Source organism: Bradyrhizobium sp. SZCCHNR1043 (assembly GCF_032489675.1).
Taxonomy (GTDB): Bacteria; Pseudomonadota; Alphaproteobacteria; order Rhizobiales; family Xanthobacteraceae; genus Bradyrhizobium.
Genome location: NZ_JAUEYN010000001.1, coordinates 504,073 through 524,761, shown reverse-complemented (window position 1 = coordinate 524,761; position 20,689 = coordinate 504,073). Strand labels below are relative to the sequence as shown.

At 66.4% G+C, this 20,689-nt stretch carries 20 protein-coding genes; 6 read left to right on the top strand and 14 right to left on the bottom strand.

What is annotated here, in order from left to right:
- Nucleotides 1-156 precede the first annotated feature (156 nt).
- From QX039_RS02240 to QX039_RS02230, 3 genes are all read left to right on the top strand, one after another.
- On the top strand, nucleotides 157-795 hold the full coding sequence (locus QX039_RS02240; RefSeq protein WP_315739365.1) for a TetR/AcrR family transcriptional regulator: 639 nt from the start codon (nucleotides 157-159) through the stop codon (nucleotides 793-795).
- A gap of 101 nt (nucleotides 796-896) precedes the next feature.
- Complete coding sequence (locus QX039_RS02235; protein ID WP_315739364.1) at nucleotides 897-2,036, top strand: hypothetical protein; 1,140 nt, start codon at nucleotides 897-899, stop codon at nucleotides 2,034-2,036.
- A 144-nt stretch (nucleotides 2,037-2,180) separates the two neighbouring features.
- A complete protein-coding gene (locus QX039_RS02230; RefSeq protein WP_315739363.1) occupies nucleotides 2,181-3,407 on the top strand; it encodes an ABC transporter substrate-binding protein in 1,227 nt (408 codons plus the stop codon).
- Between the two features lie 99 nt (nucleotides 3,408-3,506).
- Here the strand turns inward: QX039_RS02230 and QX039_RS02225 are convergent, their stop codons facing one another.
- The 9 genes from QX039_RS02225 to QX039_RS02185 form a co-directional block, all read right to left on the bottom strand.
- A complete protein-coding gene (locus QX039_RS02225; protein ID WP_315771021.1) occupies nucleotides 3,507-4,727 on the bottom strand; it encodes a PLP-dependent aminotransferase family protein in 1,221 nt (406 codons plus the stop codon).
- Between the two features lie 135 nt (nucleotides 4,728-4,862).
- Complete coding sequence (locus QX039_RS02220; protein ID WP_315771019.1) at nucleotides 4,863-6,116, bottom strand: TCR/Tet family MFS transporter; 1,254 nt, start codon at nucleotides 6,114-6,116, stop codon at nucleotides 4,863-4,865.
- Nucleotides 6,117-6,145: 29 nt separating this feature from the next.
- Entirely contained in the window at nucleotides 6,146-7,516 is a 1,371-nt protein-coding gene (gene der, locus QX039_RS02215; protein ID WP_315771017.1) for a ribosome biogenesis GTPase Der, read from the bottom strand.
- 82 nt (nucleotides 7,517-7,598) lie between these two features.
- On the bottom strand, nucleotides 7,599-8,129 hold the full coding sequence (locus QX039_RS02210) for a hypothetical protein (RefSeq protein WP_315771015.1): 531 nt from the start codon (nucleotides 8,127-8,129) through the stop codon (nucleotides 7,599-7,601).
- Between the two features lie 46 nt (nucleotides 8,130-8,175).
- The gene (locus QX039_RS02205) at nucleotides 8,176-8,829 is read right to left on the bottom strand and encodes a tetratricopeptide repeat protein (RefSeq protein ID WP_315739356.1); all 654 of its coding nucleotides are present in this window, start codon (nucleotides 8,827-8,829) and stop codon (nucleotides 8,176-8,178) included.
- Between the two features lie 177 nt (nucleotides 8,830-9,006).
- Nucleotides 9,007-10,599: a class I adenylate-forming enzyme family protein gene (locus QX039_RS02200; RefSeq protein ID WP_315771014.1), complete on the bottom strand. Its 1,593-nt coding sequence runs from the start codon at nucleotides 10,597-10,599 to the stop codon at nucleotides 9,007-9,009.
- 167 nt (nucleotides 10,600-10,766) lie between these two features.
- The gene (gene panB, locus QX039_RS02195) at nucleotides 10,767-11,591 is read right to left on the bottom strand and encodes a 3-methyl-2-oxobutanoate hydroxymethyltransferase (RefSeq protein WP_315739354.1); all 825 of its coding nucleotides are present in this window, start codon (nucleotides 11,589-11,591) and stop codon (nucleotides 10,767-10,769) included.
- A gap of 2 nt (nucleotides 11,592-11,593) precedes the next feature.
- Nucleotides 11,594-12,181, bottom strand: a complete 588-nt coding sequence (locus tag QX039_RS02190; protein WP_315739353.1) for an NnrU family protein — start codon at nucleotides 12,179-12,181, stop codon at nucleotides 11,594-11,596.
- Nucleotides 12,182-12,482: 301 nt separating this feature from the next.
- On the bottom strand, nucleotides 12,483-13,079 hold the full coding sequence (locus tag QX039_RS02185) for a hypothetical protein (protein WP_315739352.1): 597 nt from the start codon (nucleotides 13,077-13,079) through the stop codon (nucleotides 12,483-12,485).
- A gap of 161 nt (nucleotides 13,080-13,240) precedes the next feature.
- Between QX039_RS02185 and QX039_RS02180 the strand changes: the two genes are divergently transcribed.
- The 3 genes from QX039_RS02180 (at nucleotide 13,241) to QX039_RS02170 (ending at nucleotide 15,325) form a co-directional block, all read left to right on the top strand.
- Complete coding sequence (locus QX039_RS02180) at nucleotides 13,241-13,972, top strand: aspartate/glutamate racemase family protein (RefSeq protein ID WP_315739351.1); 732 nt, start codon at nucleotides 13,241-13,243, stop codon at nucleotides 13,970-13,972.
- Between the two features lie 82 nt (nucleotides 13,973-14,054).
- A complete protein-coding gene (locus QX039_RS02175; protein WP_315739349.1) occupies nucleotides 14,055-14,921 on the top strand; it encodes a S1C family serine protease in 867 nt (288 codons plus the stop codon).
- Nucleotides 14,918-15,325 carry a response regulator transcription factor gene (locus QX039_RS02170; protein ID WP_315739348.1) on the top strand — a complete coding sequence of 136 codons (408 nt, stop codon included), beginning with the start codon at nucleotides 14,918-14,920 and terminating at the stop codon, nucleotides 15,323-15,325. Before QX039_RS02175 ends, QX039_RS02170 begins: the two co-directional genes overlap by 4 nt.
- A 42-nt stretch (nucleotides 15,326-15,367) precedes the next feature.
- Here the strand turns inward: QX039_RS02170 and QX039_RS02165 are convergent, their stop codons facing one another.
- The 5 genes from QX039_RS02165 to QX039_RS02145 all read right to left on the bottom strand — a co-directional run bounded on the left by QX039_RS02165 (nucleotide 15,368) and on the right by QX039_RS02145 (nucleotide 20,689).
- Entirely contained in the window at nucleotides 15,368-15,901 is a 534-nt protein-coding gene (locus tag QX039_RS02165) for a GDSL-type esterase/lipase family protein (RefSeq protein WP_315739346.1), read from the bottom strand.
- A 248-nt stretch (nucleotides 15,902-16,149) separates the two neighbouring features.
- The gene (locus QX039_RS02160) at nucleotides 16,150-17,769 is read right to left on the bottom strand and encodes a peptide chain release factor 3 (RefSeq protein ID WP_315739344.1); all 1,620 of its coding nucleotides are present in this window, start codon (nucleotides 17,767-17,769) and stop codon (nucleotides 16,150-16,152) included.
- 141 nt (nucleotides 17,770-17,910) lie between these two features.
- Nucleotides 17,911-18,918, bottom strand: a complete 1,008-nt coding sequence (locus tag QX039_RS02155) for an anion permease (RefSeq protein ID WP_315739343.1) — start codon at nucleotides 18,916-18,918, stop codon at nucleotides 17,911-17,913.
- Nucleotides 18,919-18,932: 14 nt separating this feature from the next.
- Nucleotides 18,933-19,577, bottom strand: coding sequence for a DUF47 domain-containing protein (locus tag QX039_RS02150; RefSeq protein WP_315739342.1), 645 nt, complete (start codon nucleotides 19,575-19,577; stop codon nucleotides 18,933-18,935).
- A gap of 143 nt (nucleotides 19,578-19,720) precedes the next feature.
- Entirely contained in the window at nucleotides 19,721-20,689 is a 969-nt protein-coding gene (locus QX039_RS02145; RefSeq protein WP_315739341.1) for a branched-chain amino acid ABC transporter permease, read from the bottom strand.

Genomic DNA, 20,689 nt, shown 5'->3' with positions numbered 1-20,689 from the left:
GATAGCTCACTCTAATTAAGTCTCACAAGCAGCAGCGCTTGTCCAACTAAACTAGATCAAATTCTCTAGATTAGAGCGGCGAGAAATATTATTTTATATTACAAGCAGTTGGCGGAAACGACGAATGTGGCGAGAGTTGGCCCGACGGGAAGCGCGATGAGAAAGGTCGATCCGGTCAAGCACGAGCAGAAGCGCCAGGGGATTCTCCAGGCCGCCCTGTCGTGCTTCGTCAGGAACGGATTCCACGGCGCCAGCACCACCGACATCTGCGCTGCGGCGAAGATCAGCCCGGGCCACCTCTATCATTACTTTCCCAGCAAGGAGGCGATGATCCAGGCGCTGGTCGAGCAGAATCTGAGCCACGCTGCATCGCGCCTCCAGGCAATCCTGGCCTCGCCCGACGTGATCGACGCCCTGGTGCAAGAGCTCGAGAGCGCCAGCATTCACCAGCCGCAGGCCCAGGTCCTCAGCGCCGAGGCCTTGGCCGAGGCCTGTCGCAATGCCGACTTTGCCGCCATCGTCCACGCGCATGCGCGCGCGATGCGGGCGCTGCTGGTCGACTTCCTCACCAAGGCACAGGGCCGCGGCGAGGTCGATCCCCGCCTCGATCCCGAGGCGACCGCGAACATCCTGTTCGTGATCGTCGACGGTGCACGTGCGCTGCCGATCCGCAATCCGGCGGTCGATATCAAGCAGAGCAGTGAGCATCTGCGGCTCATGCTGACGCGCTTTCTGCGGCCGCCCACGTTGCCGACGCCGCCGAAAAAGGAAGCTGTGGAGCAGGCGCCCGTCTGAGCCTGCCGATCGGCGTCCCCCCGCGCGATTGACACTCCGCCATGCTCGCGATTGACTGCGCTCATAAGCGGATGACGGCAGCACATATCGGGGAGGACGGTATGACGCGAGCACGACGCGGACGCGCGACAAGGCCTGCCCTGGTCATTCTGCTGTTCGCCGTTGCGGCCGGCAACGTCCTCTTCTCTCGCAGCACCAGCGCCGCAGCGGAGGTGCCCGCGTTCGCGGTCGAGCCGTCCTGGCCGAAGCAGCTCCCCAACAACTGGATCCTCGGCCAGGTCGGCGGCATCACGGTTGATCACCAGGGCCACATCTGGGTCATTCACCGGCCGCGCTCGCTGACCGACGACGAGAAAGGCGCCACGCTCAATCCGCCGCGATCGAAATGCTGCATGCCGGCGCCCCCGGTGCTCGAATTCGATACCGACGGCAATCTCTTGCGCGCCTGGGGCGGCCCGGGCCCGGGCTATGAATGGGTCGGCCGCGAGCATGGCATCGAGGTCGACGAACGCGGCTTCGTCTGGATCGGCGGCAATGCCGACAATGACAACGCCATCCTGAAGTTCACGCTCGATGGCAAGTTCGTCGCTCAGATCGGAACGATGGCGCCGAGCAAGGGCTCCAACGACACCACCCAGCTCGGCAAGCCCGCGGAGACAGCGATCGACAAGGAGGCGAACGAGATCTACGTCGCCGACGGCTACGGCAACCGCCGCGTCATCGTGTTCGATGCCACCACCCTCGCCTACAAGCGGCATTGGGGAGCCTACGGCCATGTCCCTGATGATGCCAAGCAGCCACCGTATGATCCCAAGGCACCGGTCGCCCAGCAGTTCGGCAATCCCGTGCACTGCGTGAAGATCGCCGACGATGGTCTCGTCTATGTCTGCGACCGCATCAACGACCGCATCCAGGTGTTCAGGAAGGACGGGACATTCGTGACCGAATGGTTCTTCGAAAAGAACACGCTCGGCAATGGCGCGGTGTGGGACATCGCGATCTGGCCGGATCCGAAGCAGACCTACCTGCTGTCTGCCGATGGCGAGAACAACGAGATCCGCATCATCAGGCGGGATGACGGCAGCGTGGTTGGCAGCTTCGGCCACAATGGCCGCAATGCCGGCCAATTCCATTGGGTGCACGCGATGGCTGTCGACCGGCAGGGCAACGTTTATACCGCCGAGGTCGACACCGGTAAGCGCATCCAGAAATTCCGGCTGACCTCGGACGCCCTGCGTTAACGCTCAAGCGAAACGCACAAACCTTGCGCGCGTCTCGCGCCTTTTGGCGCATTGCCGCAACTCACAAGACCGGCTATCCAGGGAGATCGACGGCAAAGGGCGCCCAAGAAGCCCCGCCGTGACACGACACCAGGGAGGACTTCGATGACAACGTCTCATACGCGGCGGATGGCCGCGTTGCTTGCTGCCACCACGCTCAGCTTTGCCGGCTCCGCCTTCGCCGACGACAAGGTCGTCAAGATCGGCGTGCTCAACGACATGTCCAGCCTGTATGCCGACATCGGCGGGCCCAACTCGGTCGCAGCCGTCAACATGGCGGTCGAGGATTCAGGCCTGAAGGCCAAGGGCTGGACCATCGAGGTCATCAGCGGCGACCACCAGAACAAGCCCGACGTCGGCGTCAACATCGGCCGGCAGTGGATCGACACCCAGAAGGTCGACGTGATCATGGACACGCCGAACTCCGGCGTGGCGCTGGCCGTCTCCAATCTGGTCAAGGAGAAGAACTCGATCCTCCTGAACTCCGGCGCGGCCACTGCCGACCTCACCGGCAAGGCCTGCAACGCCAACACGATCTCGTTCACCTACGACACCTACATGCTCGCCAATGGCACCGGCAAGGCGCTGACCAAGGCCGGCGGCGACACCTGGTTCTTCCTCACCGCCGACTACGCCTTCGGCCATGCGCTGGAGCGCGACACCTCCGCAGTCGTGACCAGCAGTGGCGGCAAGGTGCTGGGCTCGGTGAAGCACCCGCTCAACACCGCCGACTTCTCGTCCTTCCTGCTGCAGGCGCAATCGTCGAAGGCGAAGGTCATCGGGCTTGCCAATGCCGGCGGCGACACCACCAACTCGATCAAGCAGGCCTCGGAATTCGGCATCGTCCAGGGCGGCCAGAAGCTCGCCGCACTGTTGTTGTTCGTCAACGACGTGCATGCGCTCGGGCTCAAGGTCGCGCAGGGCCTGACCTTCACCGAGTCGTTCTACTGGGACCTGAACGAGCAGACCCGCACCTGGTCCAACCGCTTCCAGAAGCTGTCACCGAAGGGCACGATGCCGTCGATGACGGTGGCCGGCGTCTACGCCGGCGCGCTGCACTACCTGAAGACGCTCGAGGCACTCGGCGGCAATCCGCATGACGGCGCCAAGGTCGTGGCCAAGATGAAGGAGATTCCGACCGACGATCCGCTGTTCGGCAAGGGCCCGCTGCGCGCCGACGGCCGCCGCCTGATCCCGGCCTATCTGTTCGAGGTCAAGAAGCCCGAAGAGTCCAAATATCCGTGGGACTACTACAAGCTGATCGCCAAGATCGCGCCTGAGGATGCCGCCAAGCCGCTCGAGGCCAGCGAGTGCCCGCTGGTGAAGAAGTAAGCCGATAGCTCCGATGCGGGATGCGGTGGATTAGCATCGCGTCCCGCCAGTGCCGCTGCGCAGACGATACGACATTCGCTGCGCAGAATCACGTCATCGTCAGCGCAGCAGACTCGCGAGGCGGCCGATGCCTTCCTCGATCACGGCTTCCTCGGGCAGCGAATAGGACAGGCGGATCGTGTTGGTGCCGCTGCCGTCGTGGAAGAAGGCAGCCCCGGGAACGAACGCCACCTGGGCCTGATTCACGGCCCGGTCGAGCAAGGCGGCACCGGACACGCCGTCCGGCAGGGTGAGCCAGACGAAGAACCCGCCGTCGGGGCGCGTCCACCTCGCTTCTGACGGCATCTGTGCCTCGAGTGCCCTCAGCATCGCATCGCGCTTGAGCCGATAATGCGCGCGCGCCCGTGCGATCAGCCCGGCATGCCCTCCGTCTTTCACGAGCCTGTGCATCACGATCTGATTGATCGCTGACACGTTGAGGTCGCTCGCCTGCTTGACGAGGACGAGACGGCTGATGATGGCGCGCGATGCACAAACCCAGCCGATGCGCAGGCCTGGCGCGACCGTCTTCGAGAACGTTCCGAGATGGATGACGCGGGAAGCATCGAGCGAGCCGCGGCGACGGACGTCCAACGACTGCAGCGACTGCATCTCGTCGCCGTCGAAACGCAAGGCAGAATAGGCGCTGTCCTCCAACACCGGCACGTCCAGCTCGCCGGCGAGATCCAGGACATCGGCGCGCGCCGAACGCGACAGCGTCTCACCGGTCGGATTGGCAAAGTCCGGCACGACGTAGACGAACTTCACGCGCGCCCCCGCAGCTTCTTTCGCGGCTTCGTCCGCGTAGGAGGCCGGGGTGCGGTTGGCAGCGCGTGGACCGATCGAATCGTAACGCGGCTCGTAGGCCGAAAAGGCCTGCAGCGCGCCAAGATAGGTGGGAACGGTGACGAGCGCCGTATCCGCGGGCGTGAGCAGCAGCTTGCCGAGAAAATCGAGCGCCTGTTGCGATCCCGCGGTGACGAGGATGTTGTCTGGCGAGGCCGCTATGCCCTGCGTGGTCATGTGCTCGGCGATCCACTGGCGAAGCGGACCGTAGCCCTCGCTGACGGCATATTGCAGAGCAGCTGAAGCCACGTCGGGCGACGCCAGCGCATCGGCATAGACCTGCGCCGCCGCTGCTACAGGAAACAGCGCGGGATCGGGGATGCCGCCGGCGAACGAAATCATGCCGGGCCGCTCCAGCACCTTGAGCAGCTCGCGGATCTCCGATGCCTTCATGCGATCCGCGCGGCGCGCGTAGACGGGCTTCCAGCTCACCAATATTCCTCCCGTGATTCGGCTATTTATGTCAGTATTATTGACCTATTTTGAAGCGTGTGCAATCCCCGTCCCGCGAGAGCGCGAGAGCTGCATCGGTAGGGTCAGGGGATGAGAACCTTCAGCCGGCGCGCTACTCTAGCTGCTCTTTGCCGAGGACAGCGTCCGCACCGCAATCAGGAGAGCGACGATCAGCAACGCCGACGCCAGCAGGAACGGCGCGCCGGGTAGATGCGCCGGCGCGGCCGCTCCGATGAAATAGGCAAAGGTCAGCGTGAACAGGAAGGGACCTGCGAGCTGGGCCACGCTCTGCACGCTCGACGTCGCGCCCTGTAGCTGGCCCTGCCTGTCCGGTGGGACGAGGCGGGTCATCAAAGCCTGCATGGCCGCGCCCGAGACGCCCCACAGCGCCATCACGGGAATGCCGAGCCAGCTCAACGGCCCGGTCGGCGCAAGGCCGAAGATCAGGAAGCCCACCGCCCCCGCGGACAGGCCGAGCATCAGCGCGCCGCGCTCGCCGAGCAGGCGGACGATCAGCCCCACCGCCCCGCCCTGCACCACCATGGCGCAGATGCCGACCATCGCCAGCGTCAGCCCGACCGTGCGCGTATCCCAGCCATAGCGATAGGTCGCGTAGAGCACGAAGGTCGACGGCAGCACGACATGAGCGAGCTGGGTGATGAAGTTGACGACCGACAGTCCGCCGAGGATGCGATCCGAGCGCAGCAATTGCAGCGCGCCGAGCGGGCTCGCGGCTCGCCATCGGAACGGACTGCGCCGCTTTGACGGCAGCGATTCCGGCAGCACCAGCAGTCCGTACAGCGCGTTGGCGAAGCTGAGCGCGGCTGCAGCCCAGAACGGCAGCCGCGGGTCGATGTCGCCGAGCAGGCCGCCGGTGGCGGGGCCCAGCACGAAGCCCGCGCCGAACGCCGCGCCGATGCGCCCGAAGATCGCCGCACGCCGGTCGGGCGGCGTCAGGTCGGAGATGTAGGCGAAAGCCGTCGAGATGCTGGCCGAGGTGACTCCGGAGATCAGGCGCCCCACGAACAGCCACGCGAGCGACGGCGCCAGCGCCATCAGCACGTAGTCCGCGGCCAAGCCGAAGTTCGACAGCAGGATCACCGGCCGCCGGCCGAAGCGGTCGGACAGGCTGCCGAGCACCGGCGAGAACACGAACTGCATCAGCGCCCAGGCGGTGCCGAACAGGCCGAAGATGCGCGCCGCCTGCGCAGTGTCGTTGCCCACGAAGCTCTCGATCAGCTTCGGCAGGATCGGCATGATCAGCCCGAGCGCGAGCATGTCGAGCAGGATGGTGACGAAGATGAAGGCGACGGCGCCGCGGCGCGGGGGCGGCGCATCTTCTGTCGCGACGCTCGGCGGGCTTGCTTCCATGGCCGGACCGCTTCCGCTGACGCAACTGATCAGTTCGGCCGCTTGCGCTTGTGCGCGAACGGGTTGGCCTTCTCGCGCAGGGTGATGCGCACCGGTGTGCCCGGCAGCTCGAAGGTCTCGCGCATCGAGTTGGTGAGATAGCGCAGGTACGATTGCGGGATCGCGTCGGCCCGCGAGCAGAACAGCACGAAGCTCGGCGGCCGCGCCTTGGTCTGGGTGATGTAGTTCAGCTTGAGCCGGCGGCCCGACACCGCCGGCGGCGGGTTGTCGGCGATCGCCTGCTCGAACCAGCGGTTCAGCGCCGCGGTCGACACGCGCCGGTTCCAGATCGCGTAGGCTTCGACGATCGCCTGCATCAGCCGGTCGATGCCCTCGCCCATCAGGCCTGACACCGCCACGATCGGCGCGCCCGCGACCTGCGGCAGCCAGTGGTCGGCATCGCGGCGCAGCATCGAGATCTGGCCGGGGTTGCCGTCCATCAGGTCCCATTTGTTGACGGCGATGACCAGCGCACGCCCCTCGCGCTCGATCAGGTCGGCGATGCGCAGATCCTGCTCCTCGAAGCGGTTCTGCGCATCCATCATCAGCACCACCACCTCCGCGAAGCGCACCGCGCGCAGCGCATCGGCCACCGACAGCTTCTCCAGCTTCTCCTCGATGCGCGAGCGCCGGCGCAGACCTGCGGTGTCGAAGATGCGGAAACCGCGGCCCTTCCACTCGATTTCGACCGCGATCGAATCGCGCGTCGTACCGGCCTCGGGACTCGTGAGCAGCCGCTCCTCGCCGAGCAGATGGTTGATCAGGGTCGACTTGCCGGCGTTGGGACGGCCGACGATCGCGACCCGGATCGGCCTGTTGGCGCGCTCCTCGTCGGTCTCCTCGTGCTCGTCCTCCTCATCGTCCGTGGGCGGCACGAGCTTGCTGACGGCGTCATAGAGCTCGCCCATGCCCTCGCCGTGCTCGGCCGAGATCTGGATGGGATCACCGAGGCCGAGCGCGTAAGATTCCATGGCGCCGAGCTCGCCATGCTTGCCCTCGCTCTTGTTGGCGAGCAACAGCACCGGCTTGTCGGCGCGGCGGGCGAAATCGGCGAAGGCGCGGTCGGCGGGCGTCAGGCCGATGCGGGCATCGATCACGAAGAACAGCGCGTCGGCGAGCGCGATCGCGGTCTCCGTCTGCTCCTGCATGCGCGCGGTCAGCGAGCCCTTCGGCCCCTCGTCGAGGCCGGCGGTGTCGATGATCGTGAAGTTGAGATCGAACAGCTTAGCTTCGCCCTCGCGGCGGTCGCGCGTGACGCCCGGCATATCGTCGACGAGCGCCAGCTTCTGCCCGACCAGACGGTTGAACAGGGTCGACTTGCCGACATTGGGCCGGCCGATGATGGCGATGGTGAAGGGCATGATGATCCGTGCGCGTGAGCGCGCAGCTTTAGCGCATTCGGCCGCAAAACCGAACGGGCGATCCGCCGATTCGCAGGTGAGATTAACGGCTGAAGGAGCCGCTCGGCATCGGCGCCGGGAAGCCGCCGCTGGATCGCTGGGCCGCCGGCTGCTGCGCCGGGGCAGCATCATCCGGCGGTGGTGCCGTGGTGCGGCGGCGCACGATCTTCTTGGGCTTCGGTGCCGGCGGAACGGCGGCAGCGCCCTCCTCGACCGCGGCAGCCTCGCCATCCTGCGGATCGGCCGTCGTCGCGTTGGTCACGGCCGCCTGCCGCCGGCCCTTTCTGCCCTTGGGCTCCTCCACCGGAGGCGCCGGCGGCGTAGCCGCCTGAGCGCCCGGGTCGGTCATCGGCTGCTGCTGCGCACCCTTGTAGAGTTCCTTCGGCACGCCCTGCTCGAGACCCGGCACGCCCTCCGGGAACACCGGCTTGCGGTCGCCCGGCAGCTTCTTCTTGGTGTCCAGGAAGTCGAGCATGTCCGAGGGGTCGAAACTTCCCCCACTCGCGCAGCCGCCCAGCACGCCGGAAAGCGCAATGAGGACCGTCAGGGCAATGGCACGTTGGGCGCGGCGCATGATCGTCGTTCCAATCAACTCGGTTTCGCCGTCGCGAGGTCCGCGATCAGCTCTTGGCGACTGCAGGCAACAGCGCCTGCAGCGCTTCAGCGCGCGAGCGCAGGCCCGGCGGGGTCTCACCATCCAGCGCAATCATGTCGAGCCATTGGCGGGCCGCCGCGGCATCATTGGCCTTCCACGCCGACAGCGCCAGCAATTCGCGGGCGGCGTGGCGGAACGGCGCGCCGGGCGCCGTTTCGCCTTCGAGGCGCTGCTTGAGGTCGGCGTAAGGCGCCGTATCGGCCAGCAGGCCGGCCGCGCGCAGCCGCGCCATCGACTGCTGCTCGGCCCCGATGCTGCGGTCGGCGGCGAGTTCGTCATAGAGCTTCACGGCAGCCGCCTTGTCGCGCATCGCGGCCTCGGCGGCCTGGTGGAAGCGGGCCAGCATGCGGTATCCCGATGGGGCCGTGGCCGCGACATCCGCAAAGGCCTTCTCCGCCTCGGCATGCTTGTTCTGCTCGGAGAGTTCGAGGGCCTTGTTGAAGGCCGAGCCGGCTTCGGCCGCCTTCTGACCCTCGAGATACTGGTAGCCGCGCCAGCCGCCGACGCCGGCGATGATCAGCACGGCAATGGCGATGATCAAGATCGAGTAGCGGTCCCACAGCTTCTTGAGCTGTTCCCGACGGACCTCCTCGTCTACTTCATCAATGAATTCAGACACCTAAGGACATCCCGTCAGGTTCGCTGCGAGCGCGCGCGCATGGGTTTGAAGTGCCGCGCGAGCGGCCCGTTGCCCGCGCGCCGGCGCCGATACCGCATCGGCATGGCGGTGGCAAGGCGAGTCCAGCCGAATCAAGGCGTTACTCCCCGGTTCTGCCACAAGGTCCGAACGCGGCTATCACGCCGTCAAGGCCTTGCGCAACTGCCGTTTCATCACCTTGCCGTTGGCGTTGCGCGGCAAAGGGTCCACGGTCACGGTCAGGGTTTCCGGGACCTTGTAATCCGAGACCCGCTCGGCGCACCAGCTGCGCAGCGCTTCGGCGCTCATCGGCTCGCGGGTCACGACCACCGCGTGCACCCGCTCGCCGAGCACCGGACATGGCCGGGCGATGATCGCGCTCTCGACCACCGCCGGGTGGCTCGCCAGCACCGATTCGACCTCGGCCGAGTAGATCTTCAACCCACCGCGGTTGATCATGTCCTTCTGCCGGTCGAACACCCGGACGAAATTGTCGGCATCGATCGAGCCGAGGTCGCCCGAGTGCCAATAGCCGGCAGTGAAGCTCTCGGCGGTGGCCCTGGGATTGTTCCAGTAACCCTTGATGACCTGGCCGCCGCCGATCCAGATCTCGCCGATCTCGCCACGTGGCAGCTCTCGCCCCTGCCCGTCCATCACCAGGATGCTGGCGCCCGGACACGGCAGCCCGACGCTGTCGATCTGACGGGCGGTGAGATCAGGCGGCATCAGGGTCGCCGGCGAGGTGGTCTCGGTCGAGCCATAGGCGTTGACCAGCCGCAGGCCGGGGACCTTGGCTGCGAGCTTCTCGATGGTCGCGACCGGCATCGGCGCGCCGCCGAAGCCGCCGATGCGCCACGACGACAGGTCATGACTGTCGAAGTCGCGCTGCAGCAGGCAGAGATTGTACATCGCCGGGACCATGACCGTGTAGGTCACGCGCTCGCGCGCCGCGAGCTTCAGATACTCGCCGGCCTTGAACTCCGGCATGATGATCAAGGTGCCGGCGCAGCGCGCCATGCTGGTGATGTTGGCGACGACGCCGGTGACATGGCCGAGCGGCACGGCGGCGATCGAGCGGTCGGCGGGCGTCAGCCCCAGGCACGCCTCGTAGATCATCGAGGAGTGCACGATGTTGCAATGGGCGAGCATCGCGCCTTTCGGCCGGCCAGTGGTGCCGGAGGTGTAGAGGATCATCGCAGTGTCCTCTTCTGTCACCTCGACGTGATTTTCGTGCGCAGCATGATCGGCCAGCGCTGCAAAATCCGACCGCGCCGGACGATCGTCGACGGCAATGCGCCCCGCCAGCTCCGGCGTTTCCGCAGCGGCCGGCAACCGGTCCGCCAACGCCGCCTCGTGCAGCAGCAGCCGGGCGCCGCAATCGTTCAGCACATAGGCGATTTCCGGGGTCTGCTGCCGGGTCGACAGCAGCACCGTGATCAGCCCGAGCTTGGCCGCAGCAAACAGCGTGAGCACGAATTCCATGCGATTGCCGAGCAGCACCGCGAGCCGGTCGCCCTTCTGCAATCCCCTCGCCTGCAGCCCGCCCGCGATCCGCGCCGCAGTCGCCATCACCTCGCGCCACGACAGCCGCACGGCCCCGTAGACCAGCGCCTCGCCGTTGCCGTTGCGCTCCACCGCTTCTTCGACCATGGCCCAGATGTTCGCGGGCCGCTCCGTGAACAACGGAACCACGCGATCGCCGAAACGGGCTTCGCGCCGCATCGGCGGCGTTACATAGGTCGACCAGTCCATGGAGTTTCCCCGAGCTTGGCTTCTTGTCGTTGTTCGCCGCGATGCGGACCAGCCTGAAACATAACCAAGGGATGACGCGCTTGGCTATCTCCGCCAGCGCCGGAGATTCATCCCGTGACGCCGCGCGCACCACCGCGCCAACGGGACGACCAAGCGAGAGGCGCCCATCAGGTCTTTGACCTCATTCCGTAGACATGTTCCGCCGCCGGAAACGCACGGGTACGCACGTCGGCCGCGTAGCGTTCGATCGCCTCGTCGATCGCCGGACCGAGATTGCCGTAGCGGCGGACGAATTTCGGCGCCCGCGGCGACAGGCCGAGCATGTCCTCCAAAACCAGCACCTGGCCGTCGCAGGCGACGCTGGCGCCGATGCCGATGGTGGGGATCGCGATCTGCTGCGTGATCTTGCGCGCCAGCGGCTCGGCCACGGCCTCGATCACCACCGAGAACGCGCCGGCTTGTGCGATCGCCGCAGCGTCGTTCTCGATCGCAGCCCAATCCGCCTCATCGCGGCCCTGGGCACGGAACGAGCCGAGCGTATTGATCGATTGCGGCGTCAGGCCGATATGGCCCATCACCGGAATGCCGCGCTCGCTGAGGAAGGCCACCGTCTCGGCCATCCGCGCCCCGCCCTCGAGCTTGACCGCGCCGCATTGCGTCTCCTTCAGGATCCGCACCGCCGCATGAAACGCCTGCTCCTTCGACGCCTCGTAGGAGCCGAACGGCATGTCGACCACCACCAGCGCCTGGCGCGAGCCGCGCATCACGGCGCAGCCCTGCAGGATCATCATTTCCAGCGTCACCGGCACAGTGGTCTCGAAACCGTGCATCACATTCCCGAGGGAATCGCCGACCAGGATCACATCGCAATGGCGATCCACCAGCGCCGCGGTATGGGCGTGGTAGGACGTCAGCATCACGATCGGCTCGCCGCCCTTGCGGGCGCGGATCTCGGGAGCCGTCTTGCGCCGGACGGTCGACTGCACCGACATCGCTAACCTCCGATGACAGGAATGCCGAGCACGACAGGATGGAACGCGAAGGCCAGCGCGGCATAGACGATGATGCCGACCACCACCGCGATGACGTCGTTGCCGATGCCGCCGACCGGAATCGGCGGTCCGCCGGCATCAGCGCGGCGCTTCAGCGAGATGCGGTCGAACACGGCCCAGGCCAGGATCGAGCCGAACAGGATGATGCCGCCGAGGTCGCCATTGCTGAGCAGGTGGCCGAACGCCCACAGCTTCACGCCCGCCAGCATCGGGTGCTTCAGCACGGTGTAGATGCGGCCGCGGATATAGGCGGCGACGATCATGATCATCGCCGGCAGCATCAGGGCGAGATTGATGTGCTTGAGCGCCTTCGGCGGCGTCCAGACCTGGATCCAGCCGCCGCCATGGCGGTACTCGGCAAAACCCCAGACGATCAGGGCGAGGCCGGCAAGGGCCACGACCGTATAGACGAGCTTGTAGGTGCTCTCACCCAGCCGCGCGATGACCTGCGCGCGCGCCCCGCGCCGGGTCGTGAACACATGGGCGCCGAGAAACAGCACCAGCCCCACCACCATCACCAGAAGTCCCACGGCGTCCCCCTTCGCATGCACACGACCTGTGCGTGGGCATCGGTATCATTTCCGGGGGCGGCCTCGCAACGTGGCGCGGAGACCGCCTGCAAGCCGCACGCTGCCGATTCGCCATCACACATCGTCATTCCGGGGCGACGCGTCAGCGTCGAACCCGGAATCCCGAGATTGGTTTGCGTTCTTCGCAACCATATCGAGATTCCCCGCTGCGCAATCGCCCAGCTGAGGTTCGCACGCGTTGCGTCCGTCCCGAATGATCGGTGGGTGGGGTTCGCGCCGTGCGAGACGGCGCGGCAGGGCGCTATTGCCGCTCCGACGTGTTCTTCAAATCCCGGTTGTCGACATAGCGGATCGCGATCGGCCGCCCCGCCAGCGCGCCGCCGAGGCCTTTTGTGAACTTCAGCGGCAGGCAGCCGTCGAGCGAGGCATTGATGGCCTTCAAATAGGTCGCGCGCGTGTCGGCCGGCGCGCCTGAGGTCACGAAGGTCACGCGCGGCGGCGAGATCATCTCGCCGGTCCGCTTGAAGCTGAAGCGCACCGTCATCTGCATCCCCGCGCGGGCGCTGTCCTCCGGCGGCGGCGTCCAGCATGCGCGCAGCGCCGCGAACAGATCGCCGATCGTGTCGAGATCGTGATCCGGCTTCTGATATTTGGCTTCCTGATCCTTGGCGGGCCGGCTCTCGATCGTGAGTTGCAGGTTCTGGCCATAGGGATAGTTCATCTCGGGAATACAGGGCCACGGCCCGAAGACGCTGCAGAACGACGGCGTGCACGGCTGCTCGTCGAGCACGCTGCACGGCGTGTGCGCGAACGGCACCGGATTGATCTGCTGGCGGCGCGCGTCGGCGGCGGCCGGAGCGGCCACCATCAGCAGGAGGAGCACGACGACACGGAGCATGGGACTCTCGGGCTGGGATGGACTTCAAGCTGGATCCGATCGCAGAATTCGCAAGCTCAATCCCGTTCACGTCTGCGCGTTCTGCGCCGCGAACGGCTCTCGACCGTAACAGCGGAACTCGGCTAGAACACGGCAGGATGCGACAGCAGACGGACGCGACGATGAGCCGCCACAGCGAAACCGTGATCAACGTCATCAACCCGAACATGACGGCGACGATGACCGAATTGATCGCCAAGGCGGCCCAGGGCAGCGCAAGCCCGTCGACGCGGATCGTCGGCCGCACCGCGCGGTTCGGTGCCGCCTCGATCGAGGGCCATTACGACGAGGCGATTGCCGCGGTCGGCATGCTCAAGGAGGTCGAGGCCGGAGACGCAGAAGGTTGCCACGCCCATGTGATCGCCTGCTTCGGTGATCCCGGCCTGCTCGCCGCGCGCGAATTGTCGGCTGTGCCGGTGCTCGGCATCGCTGAAGCTGCGATGCATGCGGCGAGCTTCGTCGCCACCCATTTCAGCATCGTGACCACGCTGTCGCGCACCAAGGTGATCGCCGAGCACCTCGTGCGCAATTACGGCATGGAGCAGCATTGCCGCAGGGTGCGCGCGGTCGACGTCGCCGTGCTCGACCTCGACAAGCCCGAGGCCAATGTCCGCGGCACGCTGCTGGGCGAATGCCGGGCGGCGCTGCGCGAGGACGGTATCGGCGCCATCGTGCTCGGCTGCGCCGGCATGGCCGATCTCGCGCACGACCTCTCGACCGAGCTCGGCATCCCCGTGATCGACGGCGTCGCCGCCGCCGTCCGCTTCGCCGAGGCGCTGGTCGGGCTGGGGCTGAAGACCTCGAAGCACGGCGATCTCGCCTTCCCACTGCCGAAAGCGCGGACGACGCTCTGAAGCCGGTCGACTACCTGATCGGGTAGTTTCGAAACCGCTTCGGAGACGCCAAATTGGGACCAGACCCATTCTGGAGCGTCCCATGTCCGATCCGTCCGCCCTCGTCTCGCTATCGTCGGCATTGACGACCGCCGTCGCGCAAGCCGCGCCTGTGGTCCTCACCGTCTCCTCGCACCGCAGCCGCGCCACGGGCTTCGTCTGGAAGCCGGGCCTTGTCGTCACCGCCGACGAGGCGCTGGCGGACGAAGGCGAAATCGTGCTCGTCTTTGCCGATGGCACGCAAAGGCCGGCCACGGTGGCGGGCCGCGACCACACCACCGACATCGCCCTGCTCCGCTTCGATGGCGGCACTGCGGGACCGGCCCAACTCTCCGGCGAGATGCCCGCGCTCGGCTCGCTCGCGGTCATCGCCGCTGCCGAGCACGGCACGCCAACGGCCGCGCTCGCGATGGTGTCGAAATCCGCCGGTCCCTGGCGCAGCCTGCGCGGCGGCGACATCGATGCGCGCATCGAGCTCGACACCAGGCTGCGGCACAGCGCCGAAGGCGGCCTGGTGATCAACGCCGACGGTCATGCGATCGGCATGGCGGTGCGCGGCCCGCGCCGCACGCTCGTCATTCCCGCGGCCACGATCGAACGGGTCGCCGCGAAGCTCGAGACGCATGGTCGCATCGCTCGCGGCTATCTCGGCGCCGGCCTGCAGCCGGTCCGGCTCGATGACGGCATCGGCGCGATGATCATGAGCCTCGACAAGAGCGGCCCGGCCGCGGCCGCCGGCCTGCGCCAGGGTGACGTCATCACCGCTCTCAACAAGGAGCCGTTCAGGGGCATGCGCGCGATGATGCGCGAACTCGGTCCGGACAGCGTCGGCGCCGTCGTCGAGGTCGCAGCGCTGCGTGCCGGCGAGCCGGTGCAGTTCGCCCTGACCATCGGCGAGAGGCCGGCGTGAGCGAGGAGGCGCGCGCGCCGATCAGGATCGCGATCGCGGTCGACGATGCCGAACTGGCCGACCGGCTGGCGGCGCTGCTCGGCAATGTCACGGGCCTGACGCTGGTCGCGCCCGGCGAGAGCGCCGACGTCGCCGTCGCGCCGTTGCGTGGCAGTGATGAGGCTCGCAGCGGCGACGACAGGATCGACGGCGCCGCGACCGATGATTTTCAGCTCACCGCGCGCGAGCGCGACGTGCTGGCGCTGATGGCCGAGGGTTGCTCCAACAAGGAGATCGCGCGCAGCCTCGGCATCTCCGTGCACACCGCCAAATTCCACGTCGGCTCGCTGCTCGACAAGCTCGACGCCACCGGCCGCACCGATGCGGTCGCGCATGCGGCAAGGCGGGGGATCATCGAGCTGTGAGACCGCAGGCCGGCGCGGCGCGCTTCGCGACCTCGCGGCGAGCTACTTCCGCAAGCCGCTCAACACCCGCGGCAACAGGGCTGCGGCCAGCATGCGATAGCCGTCCGGCGTGAGGTGCTGGCCATCGACCTGATGCGGCAGGCCACGGAACATGCCGTTCTCGACCATCACGACCTTGATCCGGCGCTGCGCGGCCTTGGCCAACATGGCGCTGATGCCGCTGGCGCGCTGGTCGCCGACCCCTTTGCGGGCGTCGTTGCCGCCGGGCTGCAGCACCAGCACGCGGGTTGATCCATCGACCGCGCTGTCGAAGCGGGACAGCATCCCGGCGGTGGTATCACCGTTGATGCCGGCGTTGGCGACGCTGACCCGAACGCCCTTGCCGTGGAGCATGGCCTCGAGCTGGGCCGGAAAGTCCTCGCCGCGATTGACGCCCTTGCCGTAGGTGTTGCTGGCGCCGAGCGCGACGACCTCGGCCGCATCAGCCGTTGCGATCGTCGCCGACGCAAGTCCACACACAGCGAACAGTGCAATCATCTGCCGCCGCATAAGACGGCCAATCGATCCCGCCGGCATGTCCATCTCCCTCGCCTGTTGATGAGAGGAAGACTAGCGCGCCGATGACCTGACGAAAAGCGCGCGGCGTTACCGGGTATCATCCCACAGCAACGGCGAGGCTCGCGGTGAGGGAGCGCATGTCTTTTCGTCATTCCTGGCGCCCGCAGGGCGAGCCGAGATTCCATCGGGCGGCGGAACAAGAGGCGAAATGGATTGCGGACTCATCGCTGCGCGATGCCCCGGAATGACGAGAGAGTGTCGGGCGGCTACGCCTTCTTCTTCACGTCCTTGACGTTGGAGAACACGATGCCTTCGGCGCGCTCCTTGGTGTAGCCGAGATAGAACTCGTTCTTGGCCAGGAACACCGGATCGCCGTCGACGTCGTCGGCGACGCCGGAATTGTTGGACGCGATGAACGCCTCCAGCTTCTTCTTGTCGTCGCAGGAGATCCAGCGTGCCAGCGAGAACTCGGAGATCTCGAATTCGACGGGCAGCGAATACTCGGCATCGAGCCGCGCCTTGAGCACGTCGAGCTGCAGCGGGCCGACCACGCCGACCAGCGCCGGCGCGCCGTCGCGCGGACGGAACACCTGCACGACGCCCTCCTCCGACATCTGCTGCAAGGCTTCCTTCAGCTTCTTCGCCTTCATCGCGTCGGTGAGGCGGACGCGACGGACGATTTCCGGCGCGAAGCTCGGCACGCCGACGAAGGTCAGGTCCTCGCCCTCGGTCAGGGTGTCGCCGATGCGAAGCGAGCCATGGTTGGGAATGCCGACGACGTCACCCGCAAAGGCTTCGTCCGCGACCGAGCGGTCCTGGGCGAAGAAGAATTGCGGGCTCGACAGCGGCATGGTCTTGCCGGTGCGTACCAGCTTCGCCTTCATGCCGCGGTTGAGCTTGCCCGAGCACAGCCGCGCGAACGCGATGCGGTCGCGGTGGTTCGGGTCCATGTTCGCCTGGATCTTGAACACGAACGCGCTCATGCGCGGCTCGGCGGCATCGACCTTGCGCAGGTTCGACTCCTGCGCGCGCGGCGACGGCGCGTAGCGGCCGAGGCCCTCCAGGAGGTCGCCGACGCCGAAATTGCGCAAGGCGCTGCCGAAATAGACCGGGGTCAGATGGCCCTCGCGGAATGCCTCCAGGTCGAACGGCTTGCAAGCTTCCTTGACCAGCTCGAGCTCGTCGGTGATCTGGCTCATGTCGAGATTGGCGTTGAACTTGCCGAGCTCCGAAATCGCGATCTGCTGCGCGGCGCCGGTCTTGGCACCGCCGCCTTCGAGCAGGCGCACGCCGCCGTCGCGGATGTCATAGGTGCCGATGAAGTCGCGGCCGCGGCCCACGGGCCAGGTCATCGGCGTGGTGTCGAGCGCCAGCGTCTTCTCGATCTCGTCCAGCAGATCGAAGGTGTCGCGGCTCTCGCGGTCCATCTTGTTGATGAAGGTGATGATCGGGATGTCGCGCAGGCGGCAGACCTCGAACAGTTTTCGCGTGCGCGCCTCGATGCCCTTGGCGGCGTCGATCACCATCACCGCGGAGTCGACCGCGGTCAGCGTGCGGTAGGTGTCCTCGGAAAAGTCCTCGTGGCCCGGCGTGTCCAGGAGGTTGAAGACCAGCCCCTCGAACTCGAAGGTCATGACCGAGGTGACGACGGAGATGCCGCGCTCGCGCTCGATCTTCATCCAGTCCGAGCGGGTGTTGCGGCGCTCGCCCTTGGCCTTGACCTGGCCCGCGAGATTGATGGCGCCACCGAACAGCAGCAACTTTTCCGTCAGCGTCGTCTTGCCGGCGTCCGGATGCGAGATGATGGCAAAGGTGCGCCGGCGCGCCACCTCGTCGGACAAGGCGGTGCGGGCGGGCTGTTCGGTCGTGACGGCAGTATCGGACATGAGGCGGCAGGCGTCGTTTCAGGCCAGAGAGCGGGCGATTTACGGGAAAGGCGCGGGATCTCGGCCGCCGCGCGCCCTCCATATAGGCGTTTTGCACCGCAACTCCAACCGGCGAGTTGAGCCCGGCCGGGCCGATCCGGATCAGTGCCGGAGCACCGACACCAGCCAGAACGTCAGCGCCGCGACGATCGCCGAGGCCGGAATCGTGAAGACCCAGGCATAGACGATCGATCCGGCCACGTTCCAGCGCACCGCGGAGGCACGGCGGGCGGCGCCGACGCCGACGATGGCCCCGGTGATGGTGTGGGTGGTCGAGACGGGCACGCCGAGGAAGGTCGCCAGGAACAGCGTGATCGCGCCGCCGGTCTCGGCGCAGAAACCCTGCATCGGGTTCAGCTTGGTGATGCGCAGGCCCATGGTGCGGACGATGCGCCAGCCGCCCATCAGGGTGCCCAGCGCCATCGCCGCCTGGCACGACAGCACGACCCAGAACGGCACCGTGAACTCGTTGCCGAGATGGCCCTGCGAATACAGCAGCACGGCGATGATGCCCATCGTCTTCTGCGCGTCGTTGCCGCCATGGCCGAGCGAATACAGCGAGGCCGAGGCGAATTGCAGGATGCGGAAGGCGCGGTCGACCGCGAACGGCGTCGAGCGCACCGAGGCCCAGGACACGATCGCGACCAGGACCATCGCCAACACCAGCCCGACCAGCGGCGACAGCACGATCGCGAGCACGGTCTTCGACAGGCCGCTCCAGACGGCGGCCGAGATGCCGGCCTTGGCGACCCCTGCCCCGACCAGGCCGCCGATCAGCGCGTGTGAGCTCGACGAGGGAATGCCGGCCGCCCAGGTGACGAGGTTCCAGACGATGGCGCCGACCAGGGCCGCGAAGATCACCTGGGCGTCGACGATGGCGGGATCGATGATCCCTGTACCGATGGTCTGCGCGACGTGGAGGCCGAACACCGCGAACGCGACGAAATTAAAGAATGCGGCCCAGAACACCGCATATTGCGGCCGGAGCACGCGGGTCGAAACGATGGTCGCGATCGAGTTGGCGGCGTCGTGCAGGCCGTTCAGGAAATCGAAGGCGAGCGCAACGGCGATGAGGCCGACCAGGATCGGAAGGCCGAGTTGAGCGTCCACGGCGCGGCCCTACCCTAGACCTGTTCGATCATGATCGAATTGATCTCGTTGGCGACGTCGTCGAAGCGGTCGGCGACCTTCTCCAGATGGTCGTAGATCTCGGCGCCGACGATGAAGTCCATAGTATTGGCCTTGCGGTGCTTGAGGAACAGCTCCTTCAGCCCGATGTCGTGGAGGTCGTCGACCCGGCCCTCGAGCTTGGTCATCTCCTCGGTGATCGCGGTGATCATCGGCACGTTCTGGCCGATCGCCTGCAGCAACGGCAGCGCGCGGCCGATCAGATTGGCGCAATCGACCAGCAAGGTGCCCATCTCGCGCATGGTCGGCTCGAACTCTTTGACCTCGAACAGCACCACGGCCTTGGCGGTCTGCTGCATCTGGTCGATGGCATCGTCCATCGAGGTGATCAGGTTCTTGATGTCGCCGCGGTCGAACGGGGTGATGAAGGTGCGGCGGACCGCGGTCAGCACTTCGCGGGTGATGTTGTCGGCCTCGTTCTCGAACTGGCTGACGCGCTGGCAGTGGGCGAGGATGTCGTCACCGCCCTGCAACATGTCCTGCAGCGCATGGGCGCCCTGAATCACCACCTTGTTGTGGCGGGCGAACAAATCGAAAAACCGCTCCTCCCGCGGGAGGACGGCGCGAAACCAGTGCAGCATGGGACGAGATCCATCCATTCCGAAACGGGCCAGGGCCGGCCCGTCACAGAACTGTCATACTCCGGATCGCGCACCAGCAGAAGCGGTGGCCGGTTCATCCACCGCTTTCTGCCCTTTCGACGATCTCTTTTCAGATCAACGGCTTAAAGGGATCGTTTGAACAGATGGGCGATTTCGCCGACCACGCCGCGGCGGAAGGTGAGCACGCAGGCGACGAAGATCACGCCCTGGATCACCGTCACCCACTGGCCGAAGCCGGACAGATATTGCTGCATGCCGACGATCACGAACGCGCCGACGACGGGGCCGAATACGGTGCCGAGCCCTCCGACCAGGGTCATGAGCACGATCTGCCCCGACATCGCCACCTCGACGTCGGTCAGCGAGGCGTTCTGGGCGACGAACACCTTCAACGCGCCAGCCAAGCCGGCCAGCGTCCCGGACAGAATGAAGGCGAGCAGCTTGTAATGGTCGGTCTTGTAACCCAGCGAGATCGCCCGCTGCTCGTTCTCACGGATCGATTTCAGCACTTCGCCGAACGGCGAGTTGATGGTGCGGAAGATCAGCAGGAAACCGGCGAGGAAGCCGACCAGCACGACGTAATAGAGCACCGTCGGCCTGGACAGGTCGAGGATGCCGAACATCCGCCCCTGCGGAATGCCCTGGATGCCGTCCTCGCCATGGGTGAACGGCGCCTGCAGATAGATGAAGTACAGCAGCTGCGACAGCGCCAGCGTGATCATCGCGAAATAGATGCCCTGGCGGCGGATCGAGATGTAGCCGGTGATCACCGACAGGACGAACGATCCGGCGACGCCTGTGAGGATGCCGAGCTCGGGCGGCAGCCCCCACACCTTCAGCGCGTGGGCGCTGCAGTAGCCGGCCGTTCCCAGGAACATCGCGTGGCCGAACGACAGCAGGCCGCCATAGCCGATCAAGAGGTTGAAGGCGCAGGCGAGCAGCGCGAAGCACAGCGCCTGCATGACGAAGAACGGGTACAGCCCGGTCCACGGTACGATCGCCAGCAGCGCCGCCATGATGACGAACACGATCATCTCGTCGCGCATCGCGCGCGGGGTGATCGGCAGGGTCGTGTCGGTGATGGATGTCAT

What these genes read in the sequence shown, in the direction of transcription:
- QX039_RS02240 (WP_315739365.1), top strand. Translation starts at nt 157, where the DNA reads ATGAGAAAGGTCGATCCGGTCAAGCACGAGCAGAAGCGCCAGGGGATT.
- QX039_RS02235 (WP_315739364.1), top strand. Translation starts at nt 897, where the DNA reads ATGACGCGAGCACGACGCGGACGCGCGACAAGGCCTGCCCTGGTCATT.
- QX039_RS02230 (WP_315739363.1), top strand. Translation starts at nt 2,181, where the DNA reads ATGACAACGTCTCATACGCGGCGGATGGCCGCGTTGCTTGCTGCCACC.
- QX039_RS02220 (WP_315771019.1), bottom strand. Translation starts at nt 6,116, where the DNA reads ATGGAAGCAAGCCCGCCGAGCGTCGCGACAGAAGATGCGCCGCCCCCG.
- der (WP_315771017.1), bottom strand. Translation starts at nt 7,516, where the DNA reads ATGCCCTTCACCATCGCCATCATCGGCCGGCCCAATGTCGGCAAGTCG.
- QX039_RS02210 (WP_315771015.1), bottom strand. Translation starts at nt 8,129, where the DNA reads ATGCGCCGCGCCCAACGTGCCATTGCCCTGACGGTCCTCATTGCGCTT.
- QX039_RS02200 (WP_315771014.1), bottom strand. Translation starts at nt 10,599, where the DNA reads ATGGACTGGTCGACCTATGTAACGCCGCCGATGCGGCGCGAAGCCCGT.
- panB (WP_315739354.1), bottom strand. Translation starts at nt 11,591, where the DNA reads ATGTCGGTGCAGTCGACCGTCCGGCGCAAGACGGCTCCCGAGATCCGC.
- QX039_RS02185 (WP_315739352.1), bottom strand. Translation starts at nt 13,079, where the DNA reads ATGCTCCGTGTCGTCGTGCTCCTCCTGCTGATGGTGGCCGCTCCGGCC.
- QX039_RS02180 (WP_315739351.1), top strand. Translation starts at nt 13,241, where the DNA reads ATGAGCCGCCACAGCGAAACCGTGATCAACGTCATCAACCCGAACATG.
- QX039_RS02175 (WP_315739349.1), top strand. Translation starts at nt 14,055, where the DNA reads ATGTCCGATCCGTCCGCCCTCGTCTCGCTATCGTCGGCATTGACGACC.
- QX039_RS02165 (WP_315739346.1), bottom strand. Translation starts at nt 15,901, where the DNA reads ATGCCGGCGGGATCGATTGGCCGTCTTATGCGGCGGCAGATGATTGCA.
- QX039_RS02160 (WP_315739344.1), bottom strand. Translation starts at nt 17,769, where the DNA reads ATGTCCGATACTGCCGTCACGACCGAACAGCCCGCCCGCACCGCCTTG.
- QX039_RS02150 (WP_315739342.1), bottom strand. Translation starts at nt 19,577, where the DNA reads ATGCTGCACTGGTTTCGCGCCGTCCTCCCGCGGGAGGAGCGGTTTTTC.
- QX039_RS02145 (WP_315739341.1), bottom strand. Translation starts at nt 20,689, where the DNA reads ATGACATCCATCACCGACACGACCCTGCCGATCACCCCGCGCGCGATG.